The organism is Cellulomonas persica, from assembly GCF_007989825.1.
GTDB lineage: Bacteria > Actinomycetota > Actinomycetes > Actinomycetales > Cellulomonadaceae > Cellulomonas > Cellulomonas persica.
On sequence record NZ_BJUA01000010.1, the window covers coordinates 80,390 to 104,403 of the forward strand.

Below are 24,014 nucleotides of genomic sequence, written 5' to 3' on the forward strand. Positions count from 1 at the left end.
GGACGACGATGACGCACACGACGAGCGCCACGAGCGCGCCCGCCGACCGTCCGGGCGTGCTGCCCGGCGACCCGGGTCCCGACGAGGCCGCGATCGAGCGTCTCGTCGCGACGGCGCTCGACGAGGACCTGGGCACGGCGCCGGGCCGCGACGTCACGTCGCAGGCGACGATCGCCCCGACGACGACCGGCACCGCCGACCTGGTCGCGCGCGCCGACGGCGTCGTCGCGGGGCTCGTCGTCGTCCCGGTGGTGCTGCGACAGGTGGCCGAACGCCTCGGACTGGCCCCCGCGACGCTCGTCGTGCGCGTGCCCGACGGGACCCGCGTGGCCCGCGGTGACGTGCTCGCCGAGCTCACCGGCCCGGTGCAGCTCCTGCTCGTCGCCGAGCGCACGCTGCTCAACCTCGCGTCCCGCGCGTCGGGCGTCGCGACCCACACCCGCCGCTGGGCCGACGCCCTGGCCGGCACCGGGGCGCGCGTGCTCGACACCCGCAAGACCACGCCCGGCCTGCGCGCGCTCGAGAAGTACGCGGTGCGCTGCGGCGGCGGCACCAACAAGCGCATGGGCCTGTACGACGTCGCCATGGTCAAGGACAACCACGTCGCCGCGGCGGGCTCGGTCACGGCCGCGATCGAGGCTGTGCGCACCCGGTTCCCGGACGTCGCGATCCAGGTCGAGGCCGACACGCGCGACCAGGCGCTCGAGGCGGTCGCCGCGGGCGCCGACTTCCTGCTGCTCGACAACATGCCCACCCCGGTGCTGGCGGACGTCGTCGCCGCGGTGCGGGTGGCCGCCCCGGGTGCGGAGCTCGAGGCCACCGGCAACCTCACCCTGGACCGTGCCGCCGAGGTCGCGGGCACGGGCGTCGACTACCTCTCCGTCGGCGGCCTGACCCACTCGTCCCCGATCCTCGACCTGGCCCTCGACCTGCGCGCCTGACGGCCGGGTCCGGACGCCGGAGGAGCGAGCACGAGGGGCGCGTCCGGGAGTCCCGGCCGCGCCCCTCGTCATCGCTCAGGCGCACTCCCAGACGACGTTCGTCGCCTCGGGGCGCAGGTGCAGGTGCCACTCGCCGTCGGGACCCTCGACGCCGTACAGCGACTGCGCGTCGAGGAACTCGCCGACCGTCGCGTACCGGTAGCCCGCGTCGAGCCCGGTGAGCGTCTGGCCGGTGTCGGTGTCGATCGTGCCGGAGTGCTCCAGCTGCCACGCGTGCACGGCCGTGGCGAGCGGGCTGCCGCTCACGGGGACGACGACGTCGCGGCCGTCGGCCGTGACCCCCGCCGTGCGCCACTGCGCGGGGATGTGCGTGCTCTCGACCGAGAACTGCGCGGTGGTGCAGGTGCCCGCGCCCGCGGCCTGCGCGTACCGGGCCCAGTCGCCGTCGGCGACCTGCGTGCTGCGGTCCACGCCGTCGTCCCAGGTGATGCCCAGGTAGTCCAGGCCCGGGACGTCGGCGTCGGCGATCGGAAGGATCGTGCCGAACGGCGTGAGCACCGCGTACCCGTAGGAGCGCAAGCCGTCGACGCTGCTCGGCAGCTCGCGGCGCACGACGGTCAGCGAGCCGAGGCTCGTGAGCTCCTCGAGCTTCTCGTTCGCGTCGGCCAAGCTGGCGGGCAGGCCTGCGACGCGCGTGACGTCGCCGCGCACCGTCTCGGTGGACAGCGCCCAGCCGTCGCCGACCTCGATGCTCGCGGGCAGGGTGAGCGTGTCGTAGAACGTGTCGTCGTCGGCGACCGCCTTCGACGACGAGAAGTCCTTCGCGCACGCGTCACCGGTGCGGGCGCTCGGGCACAGGATCGCGCGCGGGCCGTCCTCGTCGATCTCGTAGAGCTCGACGCGGCTGCCCCACTGCACGACGTCGTCGTTCACGGGCGGGAACGCGAGCGCGTAGATCGCGGACGCCTCCCGGTCGCCGACGAGGTACAGGTGGTACTCGGGGCCGTTCGCGAGCTCGGCCGGGGTGAACAGCGCGTCGAGCGCGTCACTCGCGTCGAGGGCCTCGTCGAACCAGCGCTCGCCGGTGCGCGGTGCGGACAGCCGGGCGAGCACGGTCGCGTCGTCGACCTCGGCGGCGCGCGCCACGGGGCCGTCGTCGACGGCGGTGGTCGGCGCGGATGTCGGAGCGGTCGTGGGCTCGGTCGTCGGGGCGGACGACGGCTCGGGGGTGCTGCTGCGCGTCGCGGGGTCCACGGGGTCGCCGTCCGGCGACGAGAGCGCCCACGCGCCGAGGCCGAGCACACCGGCGCACGCGGCGGCGCCCACGGACTCGAACGTGTGCCGCTGGATGCGGGCGCGGCGGACGGTGCCGCGCACGCGCGTCAGGGTGCGGTCGTCGATGGGGGCGGTCGCCTGCGCGATCTCGTCGCGGGCGCCGGTCAGGAGCTGGTCGAGGTTCATCGTGCGCCTCCGGGGATGATGCGCGGGGTGGGTGCAGGGCGGACGGGGACGCGCTCGTCGTCCGTCTCGGTGTGGGGATGCGTGCCGAGGATCTCGGCGAGCTTGCTCAGGCCGTCGGCGGTGTACCGCTTGACGGAGCCCTCGGACAGGGTGAGCACCATCGCGGTCTCGGCGATCGACAGGTCCTCCATCTGCCGCAGGACCACGCACGCCCGCTCGCGGGGGGACAGCAGGGCGAGCGCGCGGACCACGTCGCGTCCGGGGCCCGGCGGTTCGACGGTGTCCGGCGGTGACGGCTGAGCGGCGGCACGCAGCGCGACGAGGCGCTCGCGGCGGCGCCGGCGGGCCTCGTCGACCGCGCGCGACGCGATCGCGCGGCGCACGTACGCCTCGGCCTGCTCGACGGTCGTGAAGCGGGCGCGTCCGCGGAACGTCGCGATGAGCGCTTCCTGCACGAGGTCCGGCGCCTCGCTCGTCGAGCCGGCGACGAGCGCGGCGTGGGCGACCAGGCGCGGCCAGCGTTCGCGCGCCACCTGGTCCAGGAGCTGTTCCCATGGTCGTGCCACGGCGGTTCCCCTCGGTCGTCGGGATGTCGTAGCCACAACGCTCGTGCGTGCCCGGCGCGTTGGGGTCGATCTTCCCGCAGCCGCAGCGCCAGGCGGGACCGAAGACGCACGGGCGCCCGATTACCATGGTCCGGTGACCGACACCGCTTCCTCGCCCGCTGCCGACGTGCCCGCGGTCGTCTCCGACGACACGCCCGAGCAGATCCGCATCCGGCGCGAGAAGCGCGAGCGCATGCTGGCCGAGGGCACCGCGCCGTACCCGGTGTCCCTGCCTCGCACCCACACGATCGAGCAGGTGCGCGCCGCGTACCCGTCGCTCGAGCCGGGCCAGGAGACGGACGACGAGGTCGGCGTGGCCGGTCGTGTCGTGTTCCTGCGCAACACCGGCAAGCTGTGCTTCGCGACGCTGCAGGACGGTGCCGGCACGCGACTGCAGGCGATGCTCTCGCTCGCGGAGGTCGGCGAGGAGCGTCTCGCGGCGTTCAAGGCGGACGTCGACCTGGGTGACCACGTGTTCGTGCACGGCCGCGTGATCCAGTCCAAGCGCGGTGAGCTGTCGGTGTTCGCCGACTCGTGGCAGATGGCGGCGAAGGCCATTCGTCCGCTGCCGAACCTGTACGAGGGCGCCGAGCTGTCCGACGAGGCACGCGTGCGTCAGCGTTATGTCGACCTCATCGTGAACTCCAAGGCGCGCGACATGGTGCGCACGCGCGCCGCGGTGGTGCGTTCGTTGCGTGACAACTTCGCGCGTCGCGGATTCCTCGAGGTCGAGACCCCGATGCTGCAGGTGCGTCCCGAGGGCGCCGCCGCGCGTCAGTTCGAGACGCACATGAATGCGTTCGACATCGACCTGTTCCTGCGGATCGCCCCGGAGCTGTTCCTCAAGCGCGCCGCGGTCGGCGGGGTGGAGCGCGTCTTCGAGATCAACCGCAACTTCCGCAACGAGGGCGTGGACGCCACGCACTCGCCGGAGTTCGCGATGCTCGAGGCGTACGAGGCCTACGGCGACTACGACACCATGGCGGCGCTCACGCAGGACCTGGTGCAGACCGCCGCGCTCGAGGCGCTGGGCACGACGACCGCGATCCTGGCCGACGGCACCGAGTACGAGCTCGGCGGCGAGTGGACGCACCTGACGATGTACGAGTCGCTGTCCGAGGCCGTGGGCGTCGAGATCACGCACGACACCGACGACGAGACGCTGCTGAAGCTGCTGGAGAAGGCCGAGATCGAGCTGGCGCCCGCGCAGCGCAACCACGGCAAGCTCGTCGAGGAGCTGTGGGAGCACCACGTCGGTGCCCACCTGCACGCGCCGACGTTCGTGCGCGACTTCCCGGTCGAGACCTCGCCGCTCACGCGTGACCACCGCAGCAAGCCGGGCCTCGTCGAGAAGTGGGACCTGTACGTGCGCGGGCTCGAGCTCGCGACGGCCTACTCCGAGCTCGTCGACCCCGTGATCCAGCGTCAGCGCTTCGAGGCGCAGGCGCTGCTGGCGGCACGCGGCGACGACGAGGCGATGCGCATCGACGAGGACTTCCTGACGGCGATGGAGTTCGCGATGCCGCCGTCGGGTGGCATGGGAATGGGTATCGACCGCCTTCTCATCGCGATGACCGGCCAGGGAATCCGCGACACCATCCTGTTCCCGCTCGTGAAGCCGCAGTCGTGAACGGCCTGTCCGGGGTGCTGACGGCGGTCATTCCGTCGATCGGTGTGGGCCTGCTGTTCTGGTTCGCGATGCGGGCGATCGTGAACGCAGACCGTACGGAACGCCAGGCGCTCGCCCGTCTGGATCGCGAGGAAGAGCTGCGCGCGACGGCACATTCCTCGCAGGAAACTCCGCCGAGCATTTGACGTCAATTGTTCTCCGGTGTGATGCTGACGTCCGACAGAATGACGTTCCGGCTCAAATATCGGGAGAACACCGGATGGCTCAGAAGGTTCAGGTCCTGCTCATCGACGACGTCGACGGGGCAGAGGCGGACGAGACGGTCACGTTCGCGCTCGACGGCGTGACGTACGAGATCGACCTCACGGCGCAGCGCGCAGCGCAGCTGCGTGACGCGTTCGCGACCTGGGTCGGCCACGCCCGTCGGGTGGGTGGCCGCTCGACGACCGCCGCTCGTCCGGCCGCTCGTCGTCGCCGTGGTGACAGCGACGCGCACGCGATCCGCGAGTGGGCCAAGGAGCAGGGGCTCGAGGTCTCCGAGCGGGGTCGCATCAGCGCCGAGGTGCGCGAGGCGTACGACAAGGCGCACTGACGCACGACGCACGCACGACGAAGGCCCGGTACCTCGCGGTACCGGGCCTTCGTCGCGTTCGTCGTCGGCTGTGCGCCTCAGAGGCCGGCCGGGCGGACGGCGGTCAGGTCACGCACCGCCGCGTACTGCTCACGGACCCGCGGGTCGGCCGCACCGGAGAACACCTCGGCGGAACCGGCCGCGCTCCACGCGGGCGGCTCGTCGGTGCCCGAGAGCACCCAGGCCGCCTGACGTGCCGCGCCGTCCGCGACGTACTCCCCGGGCGTCGGGACGAGCACGTCGAGGCCCAGCACGCTCGGCGCGATGCGCCGCACGGCCTCGGACCGCGCGCCGCCGCCGATGAGGAACAGCCGCTCCACGGCGACACCCTGCGCCCTCAGCGCGTCGACACCGTCGGCGAGGGCGCACAGCATGCCCTCGACCGCCGCGCGCGCGAGGTGCGCGGGCGTGGTGTTCGCCAGCCGCAGGCCGTGCAGGGCACCGGTCGCGTCGGGCTTGTTCGGCGTGCGCTCACCCTCCAGGTAGGGGACGAGCACGAGCCCGTCCGCACCCGAGGGCGCCTGCAGCGCGAGCTCCGACAGGCCGGCGTGGTCGACGCCGAGCATGCGGGCGGTCGCGTCCAGGACGCGCGAGGCGTTGAGCGTGCACGCGAGCGGAAGGAAGTGCCCGCTCGCGTCGGCGAAGCCGTTGACCAGGCCCGAGCCGTCGGTCGTCGGCGCGCCCGTGACGGCCGAGACGACGCCCGACGTGCCGATCGACACCGCGACGTCGCCGGGGCGCAGGCCGAGGGCCAGCGCGGCGGCCGCGTTGTCGCCGGCACCCGGTCCGAGCACGGGCTTGCGGGCACCGACCGCCGAGCGCGGACCGGCCTCGTTCGGGCCGAGCACGCGCGGCAGCACCGCGTCGTGGCCCAGACCGAGCTCGAGGAGGTCGTGCCGGTAGTCGTTCGTGGTCGGGGACCAGTAACCGGTGCCGGAGGCGTCGGAGCGGTCGGTGACGAGCTGGTCCAGCCCACCCGTGCCCGGCCCGTGGCCCGCGAGGCGCCACGTCAGCCAGTCGTGGGGGAGCGCGACGGCCGCGACGCGCTTCGCGTTCTCCGGCTCCGCGTCGCGCAGCCAGCGCAGCTTGGTGACCGTGAGCGAGGCGACGAGCACCGAGCCCGTCGCGTCGGCCCACGCCTGCGGGCCGCCGAGCTCGTCGATCAGGTCGAGCGCGGCTGCCGCCGAACGCGTGTCGTTCCACAGCAGCGCGTCCCGGACCACATCGCCGTTCTCGTCGAGCGTGACCATGCCGTGCTGCTGACCGCCGACGCTGATCGCGTCGACGTCGTCGAGGCCGCCCGCGTCCGCGATCGCGGTCTGCAGGGCGTCCCACCACGCGGCGGGGGCGACCTCGGTTCCGTCGGGGTGGGACGCGCGACCGGAGCGCACGAGCGCTCCGGTCGCGGCGTCCCGGACCACGACCTTGCAGGACTGGGTCGACGAGTCGACCCCGGCGACGAGCGCCATGCCTGTTCCGTCCCTGTCCGGCGGGTGCGTCAGCCGCGCGCGCCGAGCGCGTGCTCGAGCGCGAGCTGGTTGAGGCGCACGAAGCCGAACCCGTGCTTGGCGACGGCGTCGACGTCGAAGTCCTCGAACGCGGAGCGGTCCGCGAGGAAGTCGGCGAGCGTCTCGCCCTCGTTGAGCGTGGGCTTGGCGAGCTCGAGCACGCCGGCGGCCTCGATGGCCTCCTTGACCTCGGGGTCCTCACGGAACGCGATCGCGCGCTCCTTGAGCAGGAGGTAGGTGGCCATGTTCGCGCGCGCCGACTCCCACACGCCGTCGAAGTCCTCGGTGCGCGAGGGCTTGTAGTCGAAGTGCACCGGGCCGGTGTACTTCGGGCCGCCGCCCGGGAAGCCGTTCTCGAGCAGGTCGACCGTCGCGAACGCGGAGAACAGGTCGCCGTGGCCGAAGACCAGGTCCTGGTCGTACTTGATGCCGCGCTGGCCGTTGAGGTCGATGTGGAACAGCTTGTCGGCCCACAGCGCCTGCGCGAGGCCCGTCGTGTAGTTCAGGCCGGCCATCTGCTCGTGGCCCGTCTCCGGGTTGAGGCCGACGATGTCGCCGTTCTCGAGCTTGGCGATGAGGCCGAGCGCGTGGCCGATGGTCGGCAGGAGGATGTCGCCGCGGGGCTCGTTCGGCTTGGGCTCGAGCGCGATGCGCAGCTTGTAGCCCTTCTCCTTGATGTACGCGGCGACGGTGTCGATGCCGTCCGCGTACGCCTGGTGCGCGGCGTACAGGTCCTTGGCCGAGTCGTACTCGGCACCCTCACGGCCGCCCCACATGACGAACGTGTCGGCGTCGAGCGACGCGGCGAGGTCGACGTTGCGCAGGATCTTGCGCAGCGCGTAGCGACGCACGCGGCGGTCGTTGGACGTGAACGCGCCGTCCTTGAACACCGGGTGGGTGAACGTGTTCGTCGTGACCATCTCGACCGTGATGCCGGTCTCGGCCAGGGCGCCGCGGAAACGGTCGAGGATCTTCTCGCGCTCGGCGTCCGACGAGCCGAACGGGACCACGTCGTCGTCGTGGAACGTCACGTGGGCTGCGCCGAGCTCGGCGAGCTTGTGGACCGACTCGACCGGGTCGAGCCACGGACGCGTGGCTGCACCGAACGGGTCCTGCGCGTTCCAGCCGACGGTCCACAGACCGAAGGAGAACTTGTCGGCGGGGGTGGGCTTGCGCACCATCAGGGACCTCTCAACGTTGAGATGGATTAGTTGTACGGATGAACTTATGCCGTCGAGCCGCTAGGGTCAAGCGACATGAGACCAACGGCGGCACGGCAGGCGAGCCTGCGCGAGCACAACCTCGGCCTGGTGCTCCGCACCGTGCTCGAGGTGCGTGCGGCGCACCAGCCGCCACGGTCTCGCGCCGACGTGGCCGCCGCCACCGGACTCGCGAAGGCCACGGTCTCGGCGCTCGTCGACCAGCTCGTCGCGGGAGGCCTGCTCGCCGAGCTCGCGCCCGCGACCCCGCAGCGTGCCGGCCGCCCCGCCGTGCCGCTGACAGCGCCGACCGGCACGCTCGCCGCGATCGGCGCCGAGGTGAACGTCGACTACCTCGGCGTGCGCGTGCTCGACCTCGCCGGCACCGTGCTCGACGAGCGCCTCGCGCACCGCGACCTGCGGGGGAGCGCGCCCGACGAGGTCCTGCCCCTGCTCGGCGAGCTCGTCGAGCAGGCCGTCGCCGCGCTGGGCGGCGGCCCACGGCTCGTCGGGACGGCCCTCGCCCTGCCGGGCCTCGTCGACCGGTCCACCGGCATCCTGCGCTACGCGCCCAACCTCGGGTGGCGCGACGTCGACGTCGCCGGGATGCTCGCCGACGCCTCGCCCACGCTCGCCGCGTACCCGCCGCTGCTCGCCAACGAGGCCGACCTCGCGGCCCGCGCCGAGGCCGACGCGCGTGAGGTGCCGGGGACCGGGCGGCCGAGCTTCGTGTACGTCTCGGGTGAGATCGGCGTCGGTGCGGCGCTCGTGCTCGACGGCGAGCTGTTCGGCGGCCGGCACGGGTGGGCCGGGGAGGTCGGGCACATCGTCGTCGGCGAGGGGCGCACGCTCGAGCAGGTCGCCGGTCAGGACGCGATGCTGCGCGCCGCGGGGCTGAGCGCCGACGACGGCCTGGACTCGCTCGTCGCCGCGGCTGAGCGCGGCGACGCGGTCGCGACCCGGGCGCTCGCGACGGCGGGCGGGGCGCTCGGGCTCGCGCTCGCGAACGTCGTCAACGTCGTGGACGTGCCCGACGTCGTGCTCGGCGGGACGTACGCGCGCCTGGCGCCGTGGCTGCGCGACCCCGTGCTCGCCGCGCTGCGTCGGCACGTGCTCGCCGCGCCGTGGGCGCAGCCGCGCGTGGACGTCGCGCTCGCCGCCCCGCTGCCCGCCATGACCGGTGCGGCGCTCGCGCAGCTCGGGCGCGTCCTCGCGCACCCCGTCGACTGGCTCGTCGACCCCGCCGACCAGCCGGACGCGCCAACGCCCACCCCGGCGACCGCTCCCTCTGCGTAGCCACCCCTGGGTGCGCCGGCGCTGATGCAGCGATGAATGCAGGAGCCACGCCCTCCACCGTCACCAGCGCTGCATCCGGGGCGGCATCGACCGGCACCGGCACCGGCAGCGGCAGCGGCGAGGCGCGTGCGTCGTAGGCTCGGGCACCGTGACGCAGCTCTGGATCGGTACGTACCCGTCGGCCGGCGCCGGCACGCCCGTCGGCCGCGGTGAGGGCATCTGGTCGGTCGACCTCGACGACGCGACCGGCGTGCTGAGCGACGCGCGGCAGCTGGTCGTGACCCCCGCGCCGTCGTTCGTCGCGACCGACCCCGACGGTCGCGTGCTGTACGCGGGCAACGAGCACGCCGACGGGGCGGTCACGACGTTCGAGGTCACCGGCGACGGGCTGGTCGAGGGCGGGACGCGGCCGTCGGGCGGCGACGACCCGTGCCACCTCCTCGTCGACGGCGACCGCCTGCTGGTGGCCAACTACTCGTCCGGCACGCTCGCGGTGATCGAGCGGACCGACGACGCGCTCGCGCCGGGCGGGCAGGTCTTCGGGCATGAGGGTGGCGGGCCGGTCGCCGACCGGCAGGACGGGCCGCACGCGCACTTCGTCGCAGTCGCGCCGGGCGGTGCGCACGTGCTCGTCGTCGACCTCGGCACCGACGAGCTCCGGCGCTACGCGCGCACGGACGACGGCCTGCGCCCCGACGGCATCGCGGCCACGCTGCCCGCCGGCACCGGCCCGCGTCACCTCGCGTTCTCGGCCGACGGCCGGTTCGCGTACGTCGTGGGCGAGCTCGACGTCGCGGTCCACGTCCTCGCGTGGGACGTCGCGACCGCCACGGGCACCCTCGTGCAGTCCGTCCCGGCGGTCGCCGGCCAGGTCGCGGGCCCGGTCGCGCCTCAGGGCGCGGCGCTGCCGTCGCACGTCGTGCTCGACGGCGAGGACCTGTTCGTCGGGGTGCGCGGCGCGGACGTGCTGACCAGGTGGCGGGTCGGGGCCGACGGCCTGCTGACCGACGGTCGGTCGGTCCCGCTCGGCGGGCGCTGGCCGCGACACTTCGCGGTCGTGGGGCGGTGGGTCGTCGCCGGGCTGGAGAAGTCCGACGAGCTCGTCGTGCTGGACCGCGCGTGGGGCGACGACGACGCGGTCGTCGCTCGTCTGCCGCTGCCCGCACCGACGTGCGTGCTGCCGCGTCCCTGACCGTCCCAGACCGACCCTGACCGTCCCTGAGCGCGGGCGGCGGGCGACGAGCTGCCACGTATCGGCACCATGCGCGTCCGACTTGAGCGGATCGTCCCGGTTGTGACCGGATCGTGATCTTCGCGGGTGTGGCGTTCCACTCGGCGGGACGAGGGCCGTTCCGGGTTCCGTCCGCGTCCACCTGCGTGAGAATGACGGCGGACAGCGTCGCGCTGGACCACCCGTCGAGCTGGAGGCACCGTGGAGCACGCACCGCGCATCGCGATGCTCTCGGTGCACACCTCGCCGCTGGACCAGCCGGGCACGGGCGACGCGGGCGGCATGAACGTCTACGTCCTCGAGCTCTCGCGCGCACTGGCCGCGCGCGGCGCACGCGTCGAGATCTTCACGCGTGCCACGTCCTCCGACCTGCCGGAGACCGTCGTGCTTCCCGGCGCGGAGGCGGACGGCACCCCCCTGAGCGACGACGTGGACCACGAGCGCGTGCGCGAGATCCTCACCGCGCACGACGTCCCGGCCGGCATGCGCCCGCCCGTGCTCGTACACCACGTGCCCGCGGGCCCGTTCGAGCGGCTCGACAAGAACGACCTGCCGGGCGTGCTGTGCGGCATGGCCGCGGGCGTCCTGCGCTGGGAGGCCGCGCGCCGGCCGGGCTGGTACGACGTCGTGCACTCGCACTACTGGCTGTCGGGGCAGGTCGGGCGGATCGCCGCGGACCGGTGGGAGGTGCCGCTCGTCCACACCGCGCACACGCTCGCGAAGGTCAAGAACGCGGCGCTCGCGCCGGGCGACGACCCCGAGCCGGCCGCGCGCGTGCTCGGCGAGGAGCAGGTGGTCCAGGAGGCCGACGCGCTCGTCGCCTCCACGCCCGCGGAGGCCGCCGAGCTCGTCGAGCTGTACGGCGCGGACCCCGCACGCGTGCACGTCGTCGAGCCGGGTGTCGACCTCGAGCGTTTCGCGCCGGTGGACGACGACGAGCGCGCCGCGTCCCGTGCCGCGCTCGGGCTGCCCGCCGACCGGGACGTCGTGCTGTTCGCGGGTCGCGTCCAGCCGCTCAAGGCGCCCGACGTCCTGGTCCGCGCGCTCGGCGTGCTGCGCGAGTCCGGGCGTCCGGTGCCGCTGCTCGTCGTCCTCGGCGGGCCTTCGGGGCGGTCCACCGCGGTCCGTGAGCTGCAGGCGCTCGCCGAGATCACGGGGGTCGGCGACTCGCTGCTGATCCGTCCTCCCGCCGCGCGCGACGAGCTCGTGACCTGGTACCACGCGGCCGACGTGGTCGCGATGCCGTCGCGCTCGGAGTCGTTCGGGCTCGTGGCCGCCGAGGCGCAGGCCGCGGGCGTGCCCGTGGTCGCCGCGGCCGTCGGCGGGCTGCGCAGCATCGTCGACGACGGGGTCTCCGGGGTGCTCGTGCGCGGGCACGACCCGAAGCGCTGGGCGGACGTGCTCGCCGACGTCCTCGCCGACCGAGAGCGGCTCTCGTCCTACTCGGCCGCCGCACGCCGCTCCGCGGAGCGGTTCGGCTGGGAGTCCGCCGCGGACCAGCTCCTCAAGGTCTACGCGGTCGCCCGCGAGCGCGGCAGCCGCTGACGCGTCCTGGCACGCCTCGCCGCGTGCCCGGGGGACGGACGTCCCTGCGACGCTCGCCCCGCGCTGCGGCAGGATGGAGCCCATGACCTACACCCTGGTGCTGCTCCGTCACGGCGAGAGCGAGTGGAACGCGAAGAACCTCTTCACCGGCTGGGTCGACGTCTCTCTCTCGGAGAAGGGCGTCGAGGAGGCCAAGCGCGGTGGTGCGCTGCTGAAGGACGCCGGCATCCTGCCCGACGTCGTGCACACCTCGCTGCTGCGCCGCGCGATCACCACGGCGAACCTGGCCCTCGACGCGGCCGACCGTCACTGGATCCCGGTGAAGCGCTCGTGGCGCCTGAACGAGCGTCACTACGGCGCGCTGCAGGGCAAGGACAAGAAGCAGACGCTCGAGGAGTTCGGCGAGGAGCAGTTCATGCTCTGGCGTCGTTCCTACGACGTCCCGCCGCCCGCGATCGAGCCCGGCTCGGAGTTCTCGCAGGACACCGACCCGCGCTACGCCGGTGAGCCCGTCGTGCTGACCGAGTGCCTCAAGGACGTCCTCGAGCGCGAGATGCCGTACTGGGAGTCGGGCATCGTCCCCGACCTCCAGGAGGGCAAGACCGTCCTCGTCGCCGCGCACGGCAACTCGATCCGCGCGCTGGTGAAGTTCCTCGACGACATCGACGACGACACCATCTCGGGCCTCAACATCCCGACCGGTATCCCGCTGGTGTACGAGCTCGACGAGAACTTCAAGCCGACCGTCAAGGGCGGCACGTACCTCGACGCGTCCGCGGCCGAGGCCGCGATCGCCGCAGTGGCCAACCAGGGCCGCTGACCCCCCCAGCACCACCAGCACGGGGCCGCTTCCACGGGGGAGCGGCCCCGTCCTGCATCCTCCCCACCGCACCCCTGCCGAGTTCGGCAGTCTCGCGCGAGATCGTGCGTCCGGACTGCCGATCTCGCGCAAAGGTGCCGAGCTCGGCTGGGCTGGAGGTGTGATGCGGGCGGGACGCATGCGGCGTCAGTGGAGGTCTGGGCGGGGACGACGGGCTCGTTGCACCGAGCGGGGGAGCAGCGGGAGGAGCCGTGCGGTGAGCTCGGACCCCCGCAGGTCGTCGGCGACGACCCGGACGACGCGCTGACCCGCCTCGAGCAGGGCGTCGTGGCGGCGCTTCTCGGCCATGAACGCCGACTGCTCGATGCCGGCGTACTTGGTCCGGCCGTCGTACTCGGCCAGGAGCGAGAACTCCTCCCAGCCCCAGTCGGACCACACCGCGCCGAGCCGCGTCTCCACGCGGACCTGGGTCTGCGGGCGCGGGAGGCCGTCACGGAGCACGACGAACCTGCTCGCCGACTCGTACGGCGACTCAGCCCCTGCGTCGGCGTGCGCGACCACGGCGCGCATCCGGACCGCATGACGAGCTCCTCGCGCAGCGTGCACCCGCCGATCCACGTCCCCGGGGTCTGCGCCTGCCGCGAGCGCGGCGTCGGCGACGACGAGGCCGGCGATCGGCTCCAGGAGGGCGGCGCAGTCGACGAGCGTGCGCTCGAGGCTCGTGACGCGAAGCCCGGCGACCAGGCGCACGTCCTCGTCGTCGACGAGCGTGGTGTGCCGGACGACCGCGGCATCGCTCCGCGCGCTCGCCGTGCTCTGCTGCAGGACGTGGACCTGCCTCGGCGTGCGCCAGAGCGGGAGCCCCCACAGCAGAGCCGCACTCACGTGCGAGAACACCACCGGTGCGCGCAGACGCCGTGCCGTCCCCGCGATCTGCGCGAGCGCGACGGTGCGCCGATCCAGTGCGGCACCGCCCGCGTCGGCCTGGACCTGATGGCGGCTGAAGCGCGGACCATCCTGCTGTGAGCGCGGCCGCACCGGAGCCGTCCCCTGGTCCGCTGCGAGCGTCCGGGCCGGTGCCGCGGGGGTGCTGCGCCACGGAGCATCGCACTCCACCGGCAGGTAGGTCCCGTGGCCGACCTTCGTCCAGGTCCCTGCGCGCAGACGCGCCGCGACGACGGCGCGGGGCACGTCGGAGGCGAGGTGCACCGCAGGCAGCTGCGCGACCGGGACAGGCCGTCGCGCGCCTGGTCGTCGTCCCATGCGGGAAGGATGCCCCGCGGACGGCACCCACGCGCCACCCCTGTGGACATCCAGGGCACCATGCCCCCTGCCGCCCGCCGCTGACTCCCGGCGGGCGGGGGCGGACACCGGCCATGGTGAGTTCGGCAGTCTCGCGCGAGCTCGGCAGTCCAGACGCACGAACTCGAGCGGAAGTGCCGAACTCGGCGGTGAGGGCCAGCGGGTGCCAGCGGCCGGCGGGTGGCTCAGGCCGAGGCGGTGAGGTCGTCGGTGAGGGTGCCGGTGACCAGGTAGGTGACGCGGCGGGCCACCGAGACGGCGTGGTCGCCGAAGCGCTCGTAGTAACGGCCGAGCAGCGTGACGTCGACGGTCTGCTGCGGGGTGCCGGTCCAGGTGCCGCCGAGCAGCGCCGTGAACGTGTCCTCGTGCAGGTCGTCGAGCAGGTCGTCGTCGGCCTCGATGCTCCCGGCGAGCGCGATGTCGCGGTTCTCGAGCAGCGTGGTGGTGCGGCGCGCGACGCGCACGGCGGCGTCGTGCATCTGGGCGAACGTCGCGGACAGCGGCTCGGGCACGGCGTGGTGCGGGTAGCGGCCGCGGGCGACCTGCGCGACGTGCCGGGCGAGGTCGCCCATGCGCTCGAGCGTGGAGCTCATGCGCAGCGCGGACACGACGATCCGCAGGTCGGTGGCGACGGGCTGCTGCTGCGCGAGCAGCAGGATGCAGCGCTCGTCGAGGTCCCGCTCCATCTCGTCGATGCCGAGGTCGTCGGCGATGACCGACTCCGCGAGCGCGAGGTCGGCCGTCATGAGCGCGACGCCTGCGTCGGTCACGGCGCGCTCGACGCGTCGGCTCATCGCGACGAGGTCCTCGCCGAGCTGGGTGAGCTCGGCGTCGAAGATGTCCCGCATGTCTGTCCTTCCCTCAGGGCGCGGCCACGGCCGTGGGCCGGGTGGCCCGTGCACGGTCGCAGACGAAGGTGAACGCGCGGGACCGGCCGGGTGAACGCCCGGCGGCTGGCGGGGATCGCTTCGGCCCGCCTCTCCCGTACGGGCGGGGTCGCGCGCGTCACCCGTTGTGGATGAGGCGCGCGCGACGGACAGATCCATAGGGTCGGTCTCGAGCGTTCGCCCGGGTGTGCGACGAGCCCGTCCGGGTCGGTCCTGACGAACGGGGGCTGCCATGGAGCAGAGGGTCACAGGCTGGGTCGGCTGGGTGTGGTTCGGCGCGTTCGCACTGCTGAGCGTCGGGCTGTTCAACCTCATCACGGGGCTGATCGCGGTGTTCGACGAGGACAAGCTGCTCGCGTGGAGCCCGGGCAGCGGCGCGTACGTGGTCGACATCTCGACGTGGGGCTGGGTGCACCTGTTCCTCGGCCTGCTGCTGACGTGCACGGGGTTCGCGCTGTTCGCGGCGGCCACCTGGGCGCGCGTGGTCGCGATCATCGCGGTGCTCGCGTCGATCGTCTGGAACTTCTTCTGGCTCCCCGTCACGCCCTGGTGGTCGCTCGCGATCATCGTGCTCGGCGCGTTCGTGCTGTGGGCGCTGACGGTGCACGGCGACGAGGTCGAACGCGCGGTGCGCTGAGCGCGCCGGCGAGGAGAGGAGTGCCAGATGACGACGTTCACCGCGTGGAGCTTCGACACCCCCGACGGCGCCGGCAAGGCGCTGAGCGCGCTGCAGAGCGCGTCGTCGGACGGGTTCGTGAAGATCGTCGACCATGCCGTCGTGCAGTGGCCCGAGGGGGCCGCCAAGCCTGACGTCACGCACGGCCATGAGGACCGGTGGCGCGGGACGGGGTGGGGCGCGTTCTGGGGTCTGCTGTTCGGCAGCCTGTTCTTCGCACCGCTGCTCGGTGCGGCCGCGGGTGGTGCGCTCGGGGCGCTGAGCAAGAGCCTCGAGGCGGTCGGCATCACGGAGGACCAGCTCGCGACGATCCGCGACCAGGTCACGCCGGGGACGTCGCTGCTGTGCGCCGTGACCGACGAGGGCAACCTCGACCGGGTCGCCGAGCGGTTCCACGGGCTGCACATGACGCTCGTGGCGACGAACCTGACCGAGGCCGAGAGCAGCACGCTGCACGAGGCGTTCGGCTGAGCCCACGGGCCGGCAGGCCGACAGGCCGACGGGCCGATAGGCCGGTGGTCCGACGACGGGTCGCTCCCGCGTGACGTGAACGGCAGGTGAACGCTCGTCGAGCGTTCGGCCACGCTCACACCTGCACGGGCTCGCACGCGTCGCGCACCGCCCTAGGGTGGCGCTGTGGACGGTGTCGACGGCCTCGCGCCGCTGGTGGCCGGGATCCTCGGCCTGGCCGTCGGTCTCGGTGCGACGCTCGCGTTCCGGTGGAGCGAGCGCGCGCAGTCGAGCGTGCCGCCGCAGCCCGAGCCGGAGGTCGACGAGGGCCTGGTGCGCACGCTCGCGGTGCTGCGCTCCGCGGCCGTCGTGCTGGACGACGAGGACCGCGTGGTGCGCGCGAGCGCGCCGGCGTACGCCCTCGGCCTGGTGCGCGGCGGCCGGGTCGCTCCGCCCGCGGTGCGCGACATGATCGCCCAGGTGCGCCGCGACGGCGTGATCCGCGACGAGGAGCTCGAGCTCGACCGCGCCCCCGTCGGCCGCGGGACGCTGCTCGTGCAGGTCAGGGTCGCGCAGGTCAGCGGCCGGCACCTCGTCGTGCTCGCGGAGGACATGACGCAGGCGCGCCGCCTCGAGGCCGTGCGCCGTGACTTCGTCGTCAACGTCTCGCACGAGCTCAAGACGCCCGTCGGCGCGTTGTCCCTGCTGGCGGAGACCGTGCAGGACGCGGCGGACGACCCCGAGGCGGTCCGCCGGTTCGCGGGCCGCATGCAGGCCGAGGCGCAGCGGCTCTCCGCGCTCGTGCACGAGATCATCGAGCTGTCCCGGCTGCAGGTCGCGGGCGCGCTCGGACCGCTCGCGATGGTCGAGGTCGACACGGTGGTCGCCGAGGCCGTCGACCGTGCCCGCACGGCCGCGGCCGCGAAGAACGTGCGGATCGAGGTCGGCGGCGACACCGGCGTGCAGCTGTTCGGCAACCACGACCTGCTGGTCACGGCCGTGCGGAACCTCGTCGACAACGCGGTCGCGTACTCGGGTGACGCGACGCGCGTCGGTGTCGGTGTGCGGGAGCAGGGCGACGTCGTGGAGATCGCGGTGGTCGACGAGGGCATCGGCATCTCGCCGGCGGAGCAGGAGCGCGTCTTCGAGCGGTTCTACCGCGTGGATGCGGCGCGTTCGCGCGAGACCGGCGGCACCGGCCTGGGGCTGTCGATCGTCAAGCACGTCGCGGCGGACCACGGCGGTGAGGTCACGGTCTGGTCCCGGCCGGGCCGCGGCTCGACGTTCACCATCCGCCTGCCGCGGGTCCCGCACCAGGACACGACGAGCCTCGCGACCGCGCAGAACGACGAGCACGACGACCACGATCCCGATCACGAACCCGACCAGGGAGAGCACGTGCAGCACCGGAGTGCGTCATGAACCGCATCCTCGTCGTCGAGGACGAGGAGTCCTACCGCGACCCGCTGACGTACGTGCTGCGGCGCGAGGGCTTCGACGTGGTCGAGGCGGCCACGGGTCCGGACGCGCTCGCGCGGTTCGACGAGGGCGGTGCGGACCTCGTGCTGCTCGACCTCATGCTGCCGGGCCTGTCGGGCACCGAGGTGTGCCGCCGGCTGCGGCTGACGAGCGACGTCCCGGTGATCATGCTGACGGCCAAGGACGACGAGATCGACAAGGTCGTCGGGCTCGAGCTCGGCGCCGACGACTACGTCACGAAGCCGTACTCGTCGCGGGAGCTGGTCGCGCGCATCCGGGCGGTCCTGCGCCGACGCTCGGCACCCGCGCCCGCCGACGCTCCCGAGCCCGAGGACGACGAGCTGCTCGTCGCCGGCCCGGTCCGGATGGACGTCGAGCGGCACACGGTGCACGTGCGCGGCGAGCTCGTCGCGTTCCCGCTCAAGGAGTTCGAGCTGCTCGAGCTGCTGCTGCGCAACGCGGGGCGGGTGCTGACCCGCGGGCAGCTCATCGACCGCGTGTGGGGATCGGACTACGTGGGCGACACCAAGACGCTCGACGTCCACGTCAAGCGCGTGCGCGCCAAGATCGAGGACGACCCGGCGAACCCGTCGCTGCTGGTCACCGTCCGCGGGCTCGGGTACAAGCTCGAGGACGCCGCGCCCGGGTCCTGACGCGTTCGTCGGCGAGCGTTCACCCGGGGTTCACCCGCTGACCCAGGTGGCGTCACGTCCGAGGGCCAACCTGCCGTTGCGCGCACATCCCGGTGCGCACTCAGCGAACAGGACGGACCCACAGTGAAGCTCTCCCTCCACGGCCGCGTGGGCGCGGTCGCCCTCGTCGGCGCCCTCGCCCTCACGCTCGCGGCCTGCGGATCGGACGACCCCCTCGCTGACGCGACCGGTGGGGCAGGGACCACCGGCGCCGCCACCAGCGAGGCGCCCGCGAGCGACCTGGCCGGCGAGCTCAACGGCGCAGGAGCCTCGTCGCAGGAGAAGGCGATGGACGCCTGGCGTGCGGGCTTCCAGTCGAGCAACCCGGACGTCACGATCAACTACGACCCGGTCGGCTCGTCGGGCGGCCGCCAGCAGTTCATCGACGGCGGCGTGGCCTGGGCGGGCTCGGACTCCGCGCTCAAGCCCGAGGAGATCGAGTCCGCTGCGGCGCGCTGCGAGGCGGTCGACATCCCCGTGTACGTGAGCCCGATCGCGGTCGCCTTCCACCTGGACGGCATCACCGAGCTCAACCTGGCGCCCGAGACGATCGCGAAGATCTTCCGCGGCGAGATCACGTCGTGGGACGACGCGGCGATCGCCGCGGACAACCCCGACGCGGACCTGCCCGCGCTCGCGATCACGCCCGTGCACCGTGCGGACGGCTCGGGCACGACGAAGAACTTCACCGACTTCCTCAACAAGGCGGCCGGCGGTGTGTGGACCGACGAGGCGGCCGACGACTGGCCGCTGCAGGGCGGCGAGTCGGGGACCGGCACGTCGGGCCTGATCCAGTCGGTGCAGGCCGCGCAGGGCACGATCGGCTACGCCGACGAGTCCGCGGTCCCGGCTGAGCTGGGCCAGGTCGCCGTCAAGGTCGGTGACGAGTTCGTCGCGCCGTCCGCCGAGGCTGCCGCGGCCGCCCTGGCGGCGTCCCCGCGCGACGAGGAGCGCGGCGAGCACGACATCGTCGTGAAGGTGGACCGCACGACGACCGAGGCGGGTGCGTACCCGCTGATCCTCGTGTCCTACGCCGTGGCGTGCCTGGACTACGACTCGGCCGACGAGGCCGCGCTCGTGCGGGAGTTCCTCGGCTACGTCGTGAGCGACGAGGGTCAGGCCGCCGCGCAGCAGGCGGCCGGGTCGGCCCCGCTGCCGAGCGACCTCGCGGCGGACGCGCAGGCGGCTGTCGCCGCGATCGCCGGCGCCTGACACGTCGGCGGCCGGCCCGTCCCGGGGGGGACGCGGGCCGGCCGCCGACGATCCCGCGGCGGCGCCGCGGGACGTTCCCCCCGAGTCCTCCCCTGAAGGAGCAGACGTGACTGCCACCACCAGCCCCGCACCGGCGGGGACCGACCCGGGCGGCCCCCCGGAGTCCGCGGGTTCCCGGCCGCCGCGCAGGTCGCTGCGCGGTCCGCGCCGCGCGGGCCGTCCGGTCGAGCGCGGCGCGAGCCGGGTGTTCCGCTGGACCGCGACCGGCGCGGGCGCGCTCATCCTCGTGGTGCTCGCCGCCGTCGCGGTCTTCCTCGTCGTCAAGGCGATGCCCGCGCTGACGGCGTCGTCGGGCGAGCTCGTCGACTCCGTGAGCTTCATGCGGAACTCGTCGTCCCTGGCCGACTACGTGGGCCCGCTCGTGTTCGGGACGGTCCTGGCGGCCGTGCTCGCGCTCGTGCTCGCGGTGCCCGTGGCCATCGCGATCGCGCTGTTCATCTCGCACTACGCCCCGCGCCGCCTGGCGTCGGGGCTCGGCTACGTCGTCGACCTGCTCGCGGCGGTGCCGTCGGTGGTCTACGGCCTGTGGGGCGCGATGGTGCTCGCGCCGCTCGTGCAGCCCCTGTGGTCGTGGCTGGGCTCGACGCTCGGCTGGATCCCGCTGTTCGGCGGGACCGTCTCGCCCACGGGCCGCGTGATCCTCACCGTGGGCGTGGTGCTCGCGGTGATGATCCTGCCGATCATCACCGCGGTGAGCCGCGAGGTGTTCCTGCAGACGCCGCGGCTGTACGAGGAGGCGGCGCTCGCGCTGGGCGCGACCCGCTGGGAGATGATCCGCATGACCGTCCTGCCGTTCGGCCGCTCGGGCGTGGTGTCCGCCGCGATGCTCGGCCTCGGCCGCGCGCTCGGCGAGACCATGGCGGTGCTGATGATCCTGTCGCAGGGCTTCCTCTACAGCTTCCTGCTCCTGGCCGCCGGTCAGCAGCAGACGATCGCCGCGAACATCGCGGCGCAGTTCCCCGAGGCCAGCGACATGGGCATGTCCGTGCTCATCGCGACCGGCCTCGCCCTGTTCGTCATCACGCTCGTCGTGAACATGTCGGCGCGCGCGATCGTCGCGCGGCGCAAGGACTTCTCGGGAGCCAACTGATGGCCGCCACCCCCCGCCCCACGGCGGTGTCCCCGACGTCGCCCTCCTCGTCGGCCGTGATCGACCCGGCCAAGGACCTGGCGACCCTGCTGCGGCAGGTCGACCCGCGCCGCCGGCGCACCGACCGCGTCATGCGCGGGGTCATCACGGGCGCGTTCGCGCTCGCGATGCTGCCGCTGCTGTCGGTCGCGTGGACCGTGGTCTCGCACGGCGTCGAGCGCTTCGACCTGTACTTCCTGAGCCACTCGATGCGCGGCGTGTACGGCGGCATCGACGCGGGCGGGATCTACCACGCGATCGTCGGCACGGTCGAGATCACGCTGTTCGCGACGCTCATCTCCGTCCCGATCGGCCTGCTCACCGCTATCTACCTCGTCGAGTACGGGCGCGGCCCGCTCGCGCGCGCGGTCACGTTCTTCGTCGACGTGATGACCGGCATCCCGTCGATCGTCGCCGGCCTGTTCGCGTACGCGCTGTTCGCCGTGATCCTGGGCCCCGGCATCCGGATGGGTGTCGTCGGGTCGGTCGCGCTGTCGGTGCTGATGATCCCGGTCGTCGTGCGCTCGAGCGAGGAGATGCTGCGGCTCGTCCCCAACGAGCTGCGGGAGGCCGCGCTCGCGCTCGGCGTGCCGCGCTGGCTCGTCGTGATCAAGGTCGTGCTGCGCACGGCGGTCGCCGGGATCGTGACGGGCGTGATGATCGCGGTCGCGCGCGTGATCGGCGAGACCGCGCCGCTGCTGATCACGGTCGGCGTGGCCGACTCGATCAACTTCAACCTGTTCGAGGGCCGCATGATGACGCTGCCCGTCTACGTGTACCGGCAGTTCCAGCAGGGACTGATCCCGTGCTCCGCGGACGACGCGTCGTGCATCGCGACCATCACCTACGACCGTGCCTGGGCCGCCGCGCTGACCCTGATCCTCCTGGTCATGCTGCTCAACCTCGTCGCCCGGCTCGTCACCCGCTTCTTCGCCCCCAAGACCATCAGCTGAGGACCCCCCATGGCACAGCGCATCGACGTCAAGGACCTGAACATCTACTACGGCGACTTCCGCGCCGTCGCCGACGTGGAGATGTCCGTCGAGCCCCGCTCGGTGACCGCCTTCATCGGCCCGTCGGGCTGCGGGAAGTCGACCTTCCTGCGCACGCTCAATCGCATGCACGAGGTCATCCCCGGAGCGCGCGTCGAGGGGCGCGTCGAGATCGACGGCGTCGACCTGTACGCGCCCGACGTGGATCCCGTGGCCGTGCGTCGGCAGATCGGCATGGTCTTCCAGCGGCCCAACCCGTTCCCGACGATGTCGATCGCCGACAACGTGCTCGCGGGCGTCCGCCTCAACAACCGCCGCATCTCCAAGGGCGACGCGCAGGACCTCGTCGAGCAGTCGCTGCGCGGCGCGAACCTGTGGAACGAGGTCAAGGACCGGCTCGACCGGCCCGGCTCCGGGCTCTCGGGCGGCCAGCAGCAGCGGCTGTGCATCGCGCGGGCCATCGCGGTCAAGCCGCAGGTGCTGCTCATGGACGAGCCCTGCTCGGCGCTCGACCCGATCTCGACGCTCGCGATCGAGGACCTCATCTCCGAGCTCAAGGCCGACTACACGATCGTCATCGTCACGCACAACATGCAGCAGGCCGCGCGCGTCTCGGACCGCACCGCGTTCTTCAACCTCGCCGGGCAGGGGCAGCCCGGGAAGCTGGTCGAGGTCGACGACACGTCGGTGATCTTCTCGGCGCCGCGCGAGCAGGCCACCGAGGACTACATCTCCGGCCGCTTCGGCTGAGCACCCGCCGGTCCCAGCGGGGTCCGGGCCAGGGCACGGGACGACGAACGCCCCGCCGCGTGCGTGCGGCGGGGCGTTCGTCCGTGCTCGTGCGTGCGGGGCTGCGCTCAGCCTCGGCCGCGGCGCTCAGCTCTTGGCCGCGGCGCTAGGCCTCGGGCGTGGGCAGCACCGACGCGTAGTCGGGCAGCGTCCCGTCGAGGACGGGCACCCGCAGGGTCGTCCCGCCCGAGACGTCGGAGCTCACGGCGATCGCGGCGAGGTCACCGGGTGCGGCGGGCGTCGCGGTCACGGCGACGCGCTCGTTGACGACCTGCAGGTCGCCGCCGTCGACCGCGTTGGACAGCAGCACCGTCTCGCCCGCCGGCAGGTCGATCGACGCCGGGTCCGCGCTCGGCTCGGCGCCCTCGGCCGCGTCCACGCCGCCGAACGCGATGGTCAGCGTCACGTCCTCGTCGCCGTCGTTGGTGAACGCGCCGAGCAGCACGCCGGGCTTGCCGACGCCCTCGCTGACGATCATGAGGTTCGAGGCCCGCACGTCCCCGAGCGTGGCGCCGATGCCGTCCGACGGGTCGTAGGGCTTGCTCGTCTCGATGGGGTTGGTCGCCGAGCAGCCGGCGAGCAGCAGCCCGGAGGCGAGCGCCGCCGCGACACCGGTGCGCAGGGAGAGCCGCACGGGCAGGCGGCGGGGGCGGTGCGAGGTCACGATGACTCCTGCTGCCGTCGCGCGGCGACGAGGCGCGCGCGGGTGGTCGAGGGCGGCCCCAGCCTATCGGTCACCGGACCGCCAGCGGCCCCCGGCGGGACGTTCGTCCCTCGCGCGGGCGGTGAGGATGCCCACACGATCGACGGGGGTCCTGTGCGTCGACCGGCTGTGCCGCCGGTGCCCGTGGTCGCGCTCACGCGCTCGCGCGCGCCCGCGGGCAGGCCTCTGACCTGCGAAGACGTGCATCCTGGGGACGGTGGGGGCCAGTCGGGGCGTCCGTTTGGCGTGCTAAGATGGTGCCCCTGCGAAAGGGGACACCTGCAGATGACTTTCACGGTTGGGGAGACTGTTGTCTACCCGCACCACGGTGCAGCGCTGATCGAAGAGATCAAGACCCGGACCATCCGCGGCGAGGACAAGATCTACCTCAAGCTCAAGGTCGCCCAGGGCGACCTGACCATCGAGGTCCCCGCGGAGAACGTCGACCTGGTGGGTGTACGCGACGTGGTGGGCCAGGAGGGCCTGGACCGCGTGTTCGAGGTGCTGCGTGCCCCGTACACCGAGGAGCCGACCAACTGGTCGCGTCGGTACAAGGCCAACCTCGAGAAGCTCGCCTCGGGTGACGTGATCCGCGTCGCCGAGGTCGTGCGTGACCTGTCGCGTCGTGACGCCGACCGCGGCCTGTCCGCGGGCGAGAAGCGCATGCTCGCCAAGGCCCGCCAGATCCTGGTCTCGGAGCTCGCGCTCGCGGAGCACACCGAGGAGGAGAAGGCCGAGGCCATCCTCGACGAGGTCCTCGCCTCCTGACGCCTCCC

The 24,014-nt window shown here is 73.2% G+C and carries 24 protein-coding genes; 17 read left to right on the forward strand and 7 right to left on the reverse strand.

Features of this window, described 5'->3' with window-relative positions; genetic code table 11:
- Positions 1 to 8 precede the first annotated feature (8 nt).
- Positions 9 to 941, forward strand: coding sequence for a carboxylating nicotinate-nucleotide diphosphorylase (gene nadC / locus CPE01_RS11185; protein ID WP_146806735.1), 933 nt, complete (start codon positions 9 to 11; stop codon positions 939 to 941).
- A gap of 75 nt (positions 942 to 1,016) precedes the next feature.
- Here nadC and CPE01_RS11190 read toward each other — a convergent pair whose 3' ends face one another.
- A complete protein-coding gene (locus CPE01_RS11190) occupies positions 1,017 to 2,402 on the reverse strand; it encodes a hypothetical protein (protein WP_146806736.1) in 1,386 nt (461 codons plus the stop codon).
- The gene (locus tag CPE01_RS11195; protein ID WP_146806738.1) at positions 2,399 to 2,968 is read right to left on the reverse strand and encodes a sigma-70 family RNA polymerase sigma factor; all 570 of its coding nucleotides are present in this window, start codon (positions 2,966 to 2,968) and stop codon (positions 2,399 to 2,401) included. Before CPE01_RS11195 ends, CPE01_RS11190 begins: the two co-directional genes overlap by 4 nt.
- Before the next feature lie 232 nt (positions 2,969 to 3,200).
- Between CPE01_RS11195 and lysS the strand changes: the two genes are divergently transcribed.
- The 3 genes from lysS to CPE01_RS11210 all read left to right on the forward strand — a co-directional run bounded on the left by lysS (position 3,201) and on the right by CPE01_RS11210 (position 5,229).
- The gene (lysS, locus tag CPE01_RS11200; RefSeq protein ID WP_246783895.1) at positions 3,201 to 4,637 is read left to right on the forward strand and encodes a lysine--tRNA ligase; all 1,437 of its coding nucleotides are present in this window, start codon (positions 3,201 to 3,203) and stop codon (positions 4,635 to 4,637) included.
- A complete protein-coding gene (locus tag CPE01_RS11205; RefSeq protein WP_146806742.1) occupies positions 4,634 to 4,822 on the forward strand; it encodes a hypothetical protein in 189 nt (62 codons plus the stop codon). The genes lysS and CPE01_RS11205 overlap by 4 nt, the downstream gene beginning before the upstream one ends.
- 74 nt (positions 4,823 to 4,896) lie before the next feature.
- Positions 4,897 to 5,229 carry a histone-like nucleoid-structuring protein Lsr2 gene (locus tag CPE01_RS11210; RefSeq protein ID WP_146806744.1) on the forward strand — a complete coding sequence of 111 codons (333 nt, stop codon included), beginning with the start codon at positions 4,897 to 4,899 and terminating at the stop codon, positions 5,227 to 5,229.
- A gap of 77 nt (positions 5,230 to 5,306) precedes the next feature.
- Here the strand turns inward: CPE01_RS11210 and xylB are convergent, their stop codons facing one another.
- Positions 5,307 to 6,737 carry a xylulokinase gene (gene xylB, locus CPE01_RS11215; RefSeq protein ID WP_146806746.1) on the reverse strand — a complete coding sequence of 477 codons (1,431 nt, stop codon included), beginning with the start codon at positions 6,735 to 6,737 and terminating at the stop codon, positions 5,307 to 5,309.
- Positions 6,738 to 6,766: 29 nt separating this feature from the next.
- The gene (gene xylA, locus CPE01_RS11220) at positions 6,767 to 7,957 is read right to left on the reverse strand and encodes a xylose isomerase (RefSeq protein ID WP_146806748.1); all 1,191 of its coding nucleotides are present in this window, start codon (positions 7,955 to 7,957) and stop codon (positions 6,767 to 6,769) included.
- 75 nt (positions 7,958 to 8,032) lie between these two features.
- Between xylA and CPE01_RS11225 the strand changes: the two genes are divergently transcribed.
- The 4 genes from CPE01_RS11225 (at position 8,033) to CPE01_RS11240 (ending at position 12,867) form a co-directional block, all read left to right on the forward strand.
- A complete protein-coding gene (locus tag CPE01_RS11225) occupies positions 8,033 to 9,271 on the forward strand; it encodes an ROK family transcriptional regulator (protein WP_146806749.1) in 1,239 nt (412 codons plus the stop codon).
- 148 nt (positions 9,272 to 9,419) lie between these two features.
- Positions 9,420 to 10,463: a lactonase family protein gene (locus tag CPE01_RS11230; protein ID WP_146806751.1), complete on the forward strand. Its 1,044-nt coding sequence runs from the start codon at positions 9,420 to 9,422 to the stop codon at positions 10,461 to 10,463.
- Between the two features lie 264 nt (positions 10,464 to 10,727).
- Positions 10,728 to 12,047: a glycosyltransferase gene (locus CPE01_RS11235; protein WP_146806885.1), complete on the forward strand. Its 1,320-nt coding sequence runs from the start codon at positions 10,728 to 10,730 to the stop codon at positions 12,045 to 12,047.
- 82 nt (positions 12,048 to 12,129) lie between these two features.
- The gene (locus CPE01_RS11240; protein WP_146806752.1) at positions 12,130 to 12,867 is read left to right on the forward strand and encodes a phosphoglyceromutase; all 738 of its coding nucleotides are present in this window, start codon (positions 12,130 to 12,132) and stop codon (positions 12,865 to 12,867) included.
- A gap of 186 nt (positions 12,868 to 13,053) precedes the next feature.
- Here the strand turns inward: CPE01_RS11240 and CPE01_RS11245 are convergent, their stop codons facing one another.
- Positions 13,054 to 14,130: a hypothetical protein gene (locus tag CPE01_RS11245; RefSeq protein WP_146806754.1), complete on the reverse strand. Its 1,077-nt coding sequence runs from the start codon at positions 14,128 to 14,130 to the stop codon at positions 13,054 to 13,056.
- A gap of 224 nt (positions 14,131 to 14,354) precedes the next feature.
- A complete protein-coding gene (phoU, locus tag CPE01_RS11250; protein WP_146806755.1) occupies positions 14,355 to 15,017 on the reverse strand; it encodes a phosphate signaling complex protein PhoU in 663 nt (220 codons plus the stop codon).
- Between the two features lie 271 nt (positions 15,018 to 15,288).
- Between phoU and CPE01_RS11255 the strand changes: the two genes are divergently transcribed.
- From CPE01_RS11255 to pstB, 8 genes are all read left to right on the forward strand, one after another.
- Entirely contained in the window at positions 15,289 to 15,693 is a 405-nt protein-coding gene (locus CPE01_RS11255) for a DUF7144 family membrane protein (protein ID WP_146806757.1), read from the forward strand.
- A 27-nt stretch (positions 15,694 to 15,720) separates the two neighbouring features.
- Positions 15,721 to 16,203, forward strand: a complete 483-nt coding sequence (locus tag CPE01_RS11260) for a DUF1269 domain-containing protein (protein WP_146806758.1) — start codon at positions 15,721 to 15,723, stop codon at positions 16,201 to 16,203.
- Between the two features lie 165 nt (positions 16,204 to 16,368).
- A complete protein-coding gene (locus CPE01_RS11265; RefSeq protein ID WP_146806760.1) occupies positions 16,369 to 17,604 on the forward strand; it encodes a sensor histidine kinase in 1,236 nt (411 codons plus the stop codon).
- Positions 17,601 to 18,314: a response regulator gene (locus CPE01_RS11270; RefSeq protein WP_146806761.1), complete on the forward strand. Its 714-nt coding sequence runs from the start codon at positions 17,601 to 17,603 to the stop codon at positions 18,312 to 18,314. Before CPE01_RS11265 ends, CPE01_RS11270 begins: the two co-directional genes overlap by 4 nt.
- Before the next feature lie 123 nt (positions 18,315 to 18,437).
- Positions 18,438 to 19,565: a phosphate ABC transporter substrate-binding protein PstS gene (gene pstS / locus CPE01_RS11275; RefSeq protein WP_146806763.1), complete on the forward strand. Its 1,128-nt coding sequence runs from the start codon at positions 18,438 to 18,440 to the stop codon at positions 19,563 to 19,565.
- Between the two features lie 106 nt (positions 19,566 to 19,671).
- A complete protein-coding gene (pstC, locus tag CPE01_RS11280; RefSeq protein WP_146806764.1) occupies positions 19,672 to 20,715 on the forward strand; it encodes a phosphate ABC transporter permease subunit PstC in 1,044 nt (347 codons plus the stop codon).
- Positions 20,715 to 21,707 (forward strand): phosphate ABC transporter permease PstA, encoded by a 993-nt coding sequence (gene pstA, locus CPE01_RS11285; RefSeq protein WP_146806765.1) that lies wholly within the window; start codon positions 20,715 to 20,717, stop codon positions 21,705 to 21,707. Before pstC ends, pstA begins: the two co-directional genes overlap by 1 nt.
- Positions 21,708 to 21,716: 9 nt before the next feature.
- Positions 21,717 to 22,496 (forward strand): phosphate ABC transporter ATP-binding protein PstB, encoded by a 780-nt coding sequence (gene pstB, locus CPE01_RS11290; RefSeq protein ID WP_146806767.1) that lies wholly within the window; start codon positions 21,717 to 21,719, stop codon positions 22,494 to 22,496.
- Between the two features lie 145 nt (positions 22,497 to 22,641).
- Here pstB and CPE01_RS11295 read toward each other — a convergent pair whose 3' ends face one another.
- Entirely contained in the window at positions 22,642 to 23,199 is a 558-nt protein-coding gene (locus CPE01_RS11295) for a hypothetical protein (RefSeq protein WP_246783882.1), read from the reverse strand.
- 324 nt (positions 23,200 to 23,523) lie between these two features.
- Between CPE01_RS11295 and CPE01_RS11300 the strand changes: the two genes are divergently transcribed.
- The gene (locus tag CPE01_RS11300) at positions 23,524 to 24,006 is read left to right on the forward strand and encodes a CarD family transcriptional regulator (RefSeq protein WP_048341557.1); all 483 of its coding nucleotides are present in this window, start codon (positions 23,524 to 23,526) and stop codon (positions 24,004 to 24,006) included.
- Positions 24,007 to 24,014 lie beyond the last annotated feature (8 nt).

Excerpts from the sequence above, each read along its gene's own strand:
- CPE01_RS11270 (WP_146806761.1), top strand. The coding sequence starts at position 17,601 with ATGAACCGCATCCTCGTCGTCGAGGACGAGGAGTCCTACCGCGACCCG.
- CPE01_RS11300 (WP_048341557.1), top strand. The coding sequence starts at position 23,524 with ATGACTTTCACGGTTGGGGAGACTGTTGTCTACCCGCACCACGGTGCA.
- CPE01_RS11190 (WP_146806736.1), bottom strand. The coding sequence starts at position 2,402 with ATGAACCTCGACCAGCTCCTGACCGGCGCCCGCGACGAGATCGCGCAG.
- CPE01_RS11210 (WP_146806744.1), top strand. The coding sequence starts at position 4,897 with ATGGCTCAGAAGGTTCAGGTCCTGCTCATCGACGACGTCGACGGGGCA.
- CPE01_RS11225 (WP_146806749.1), top strand. The coding sequence starts at position 8,033 with ATGAGACCAACGGCGGCACGGCAGGCGAGCCTGCGCGAGCACAACCTC.
- lysS (WP_246783895.1), top strand. The coding sequence starts at position 3,201 with ATGCTGGCCGAGGGCACCGCGCCGTACCCGGTGTCCCTGCCTCGCACC.
- CPE01_RS11235 (WP_146806885.1), top strand. The coding sequence starts at position 10,728 with ATGCTCTCGGTGCACACCTCGCCGCTGGACCAGCCGGGCACGGGCGAC.
- nadC (WP_146806735.1), top strand. The coding sequence starts at position 9 with ATGACGCACACGACGAGCGCCACGAGCGCGCCCGCCGACCGTCCGGGC.
- phoU (WP_146806755.1), bottom strand. The coding sequence starts at position 15,017 with ATGCGGGACATCTTCGACGCCGAGCTCACCCAGCTCGGCGAGGACCTC.
- xylA (WP_146806748.1), bottom strand. The coding sequence starts at position 7,957 with ATGGTGCGCAAGCCCACCCCCGCCGACAAGTTCTCCTTCGGTCTGTGG.
- xylB (WP_146806746.1), bottom strand. The coding sequence starts at position 6,737 with ATGGCGCTCGTCGCCGGGGTCGACTCGTCGACCCAGTCCTGCAAGGTC.
- CPE01_RS11255 (WP_146806757.1), top strand. The coding sequence starts at position 15,289 with ATGGAGCAGAGGGTCACAGGCTGGGTCGGCTGGGTGTGGTTCGGCGCG.
- CPE01_RS11240 (WP_146806752.1), top strand. The coding sequence starts at position 12,130 with ATGACCTACACCCTGGTGCTGCTCCGTCACGGCGAGAGCGAGTGGAAC.
- pstB (WP_146806767.1), top strand. The coding sequence starts at position 21,717 with ATGGCACAGCGCATCGACGTCAAGGACCTGAACATCTACTACGGCGAC.
- pstA (WP_146806765.1), top strand. The coding sequence starts at position 20,715 with ATGGCCGCCACCCCCCGCCCCACGGCGGTGTCCCCGACGTCGCCCTCC.
- CPE01_RS11260 (WP_146806758.1), top strand. The coding sequence starts at position 15,721 with ATGACGACGTTCACCGCGTGGAGCTTCGACACCCCCGACGGCGCCGGC.
- CPE01_RS11245 (WP_146806754.1), bottom strand. The coding sequence starts at position 14,130 with ATGGGACGACGACCAGGCGCGCGACGGCCTGTCCCGGTCGCGCAGCTG.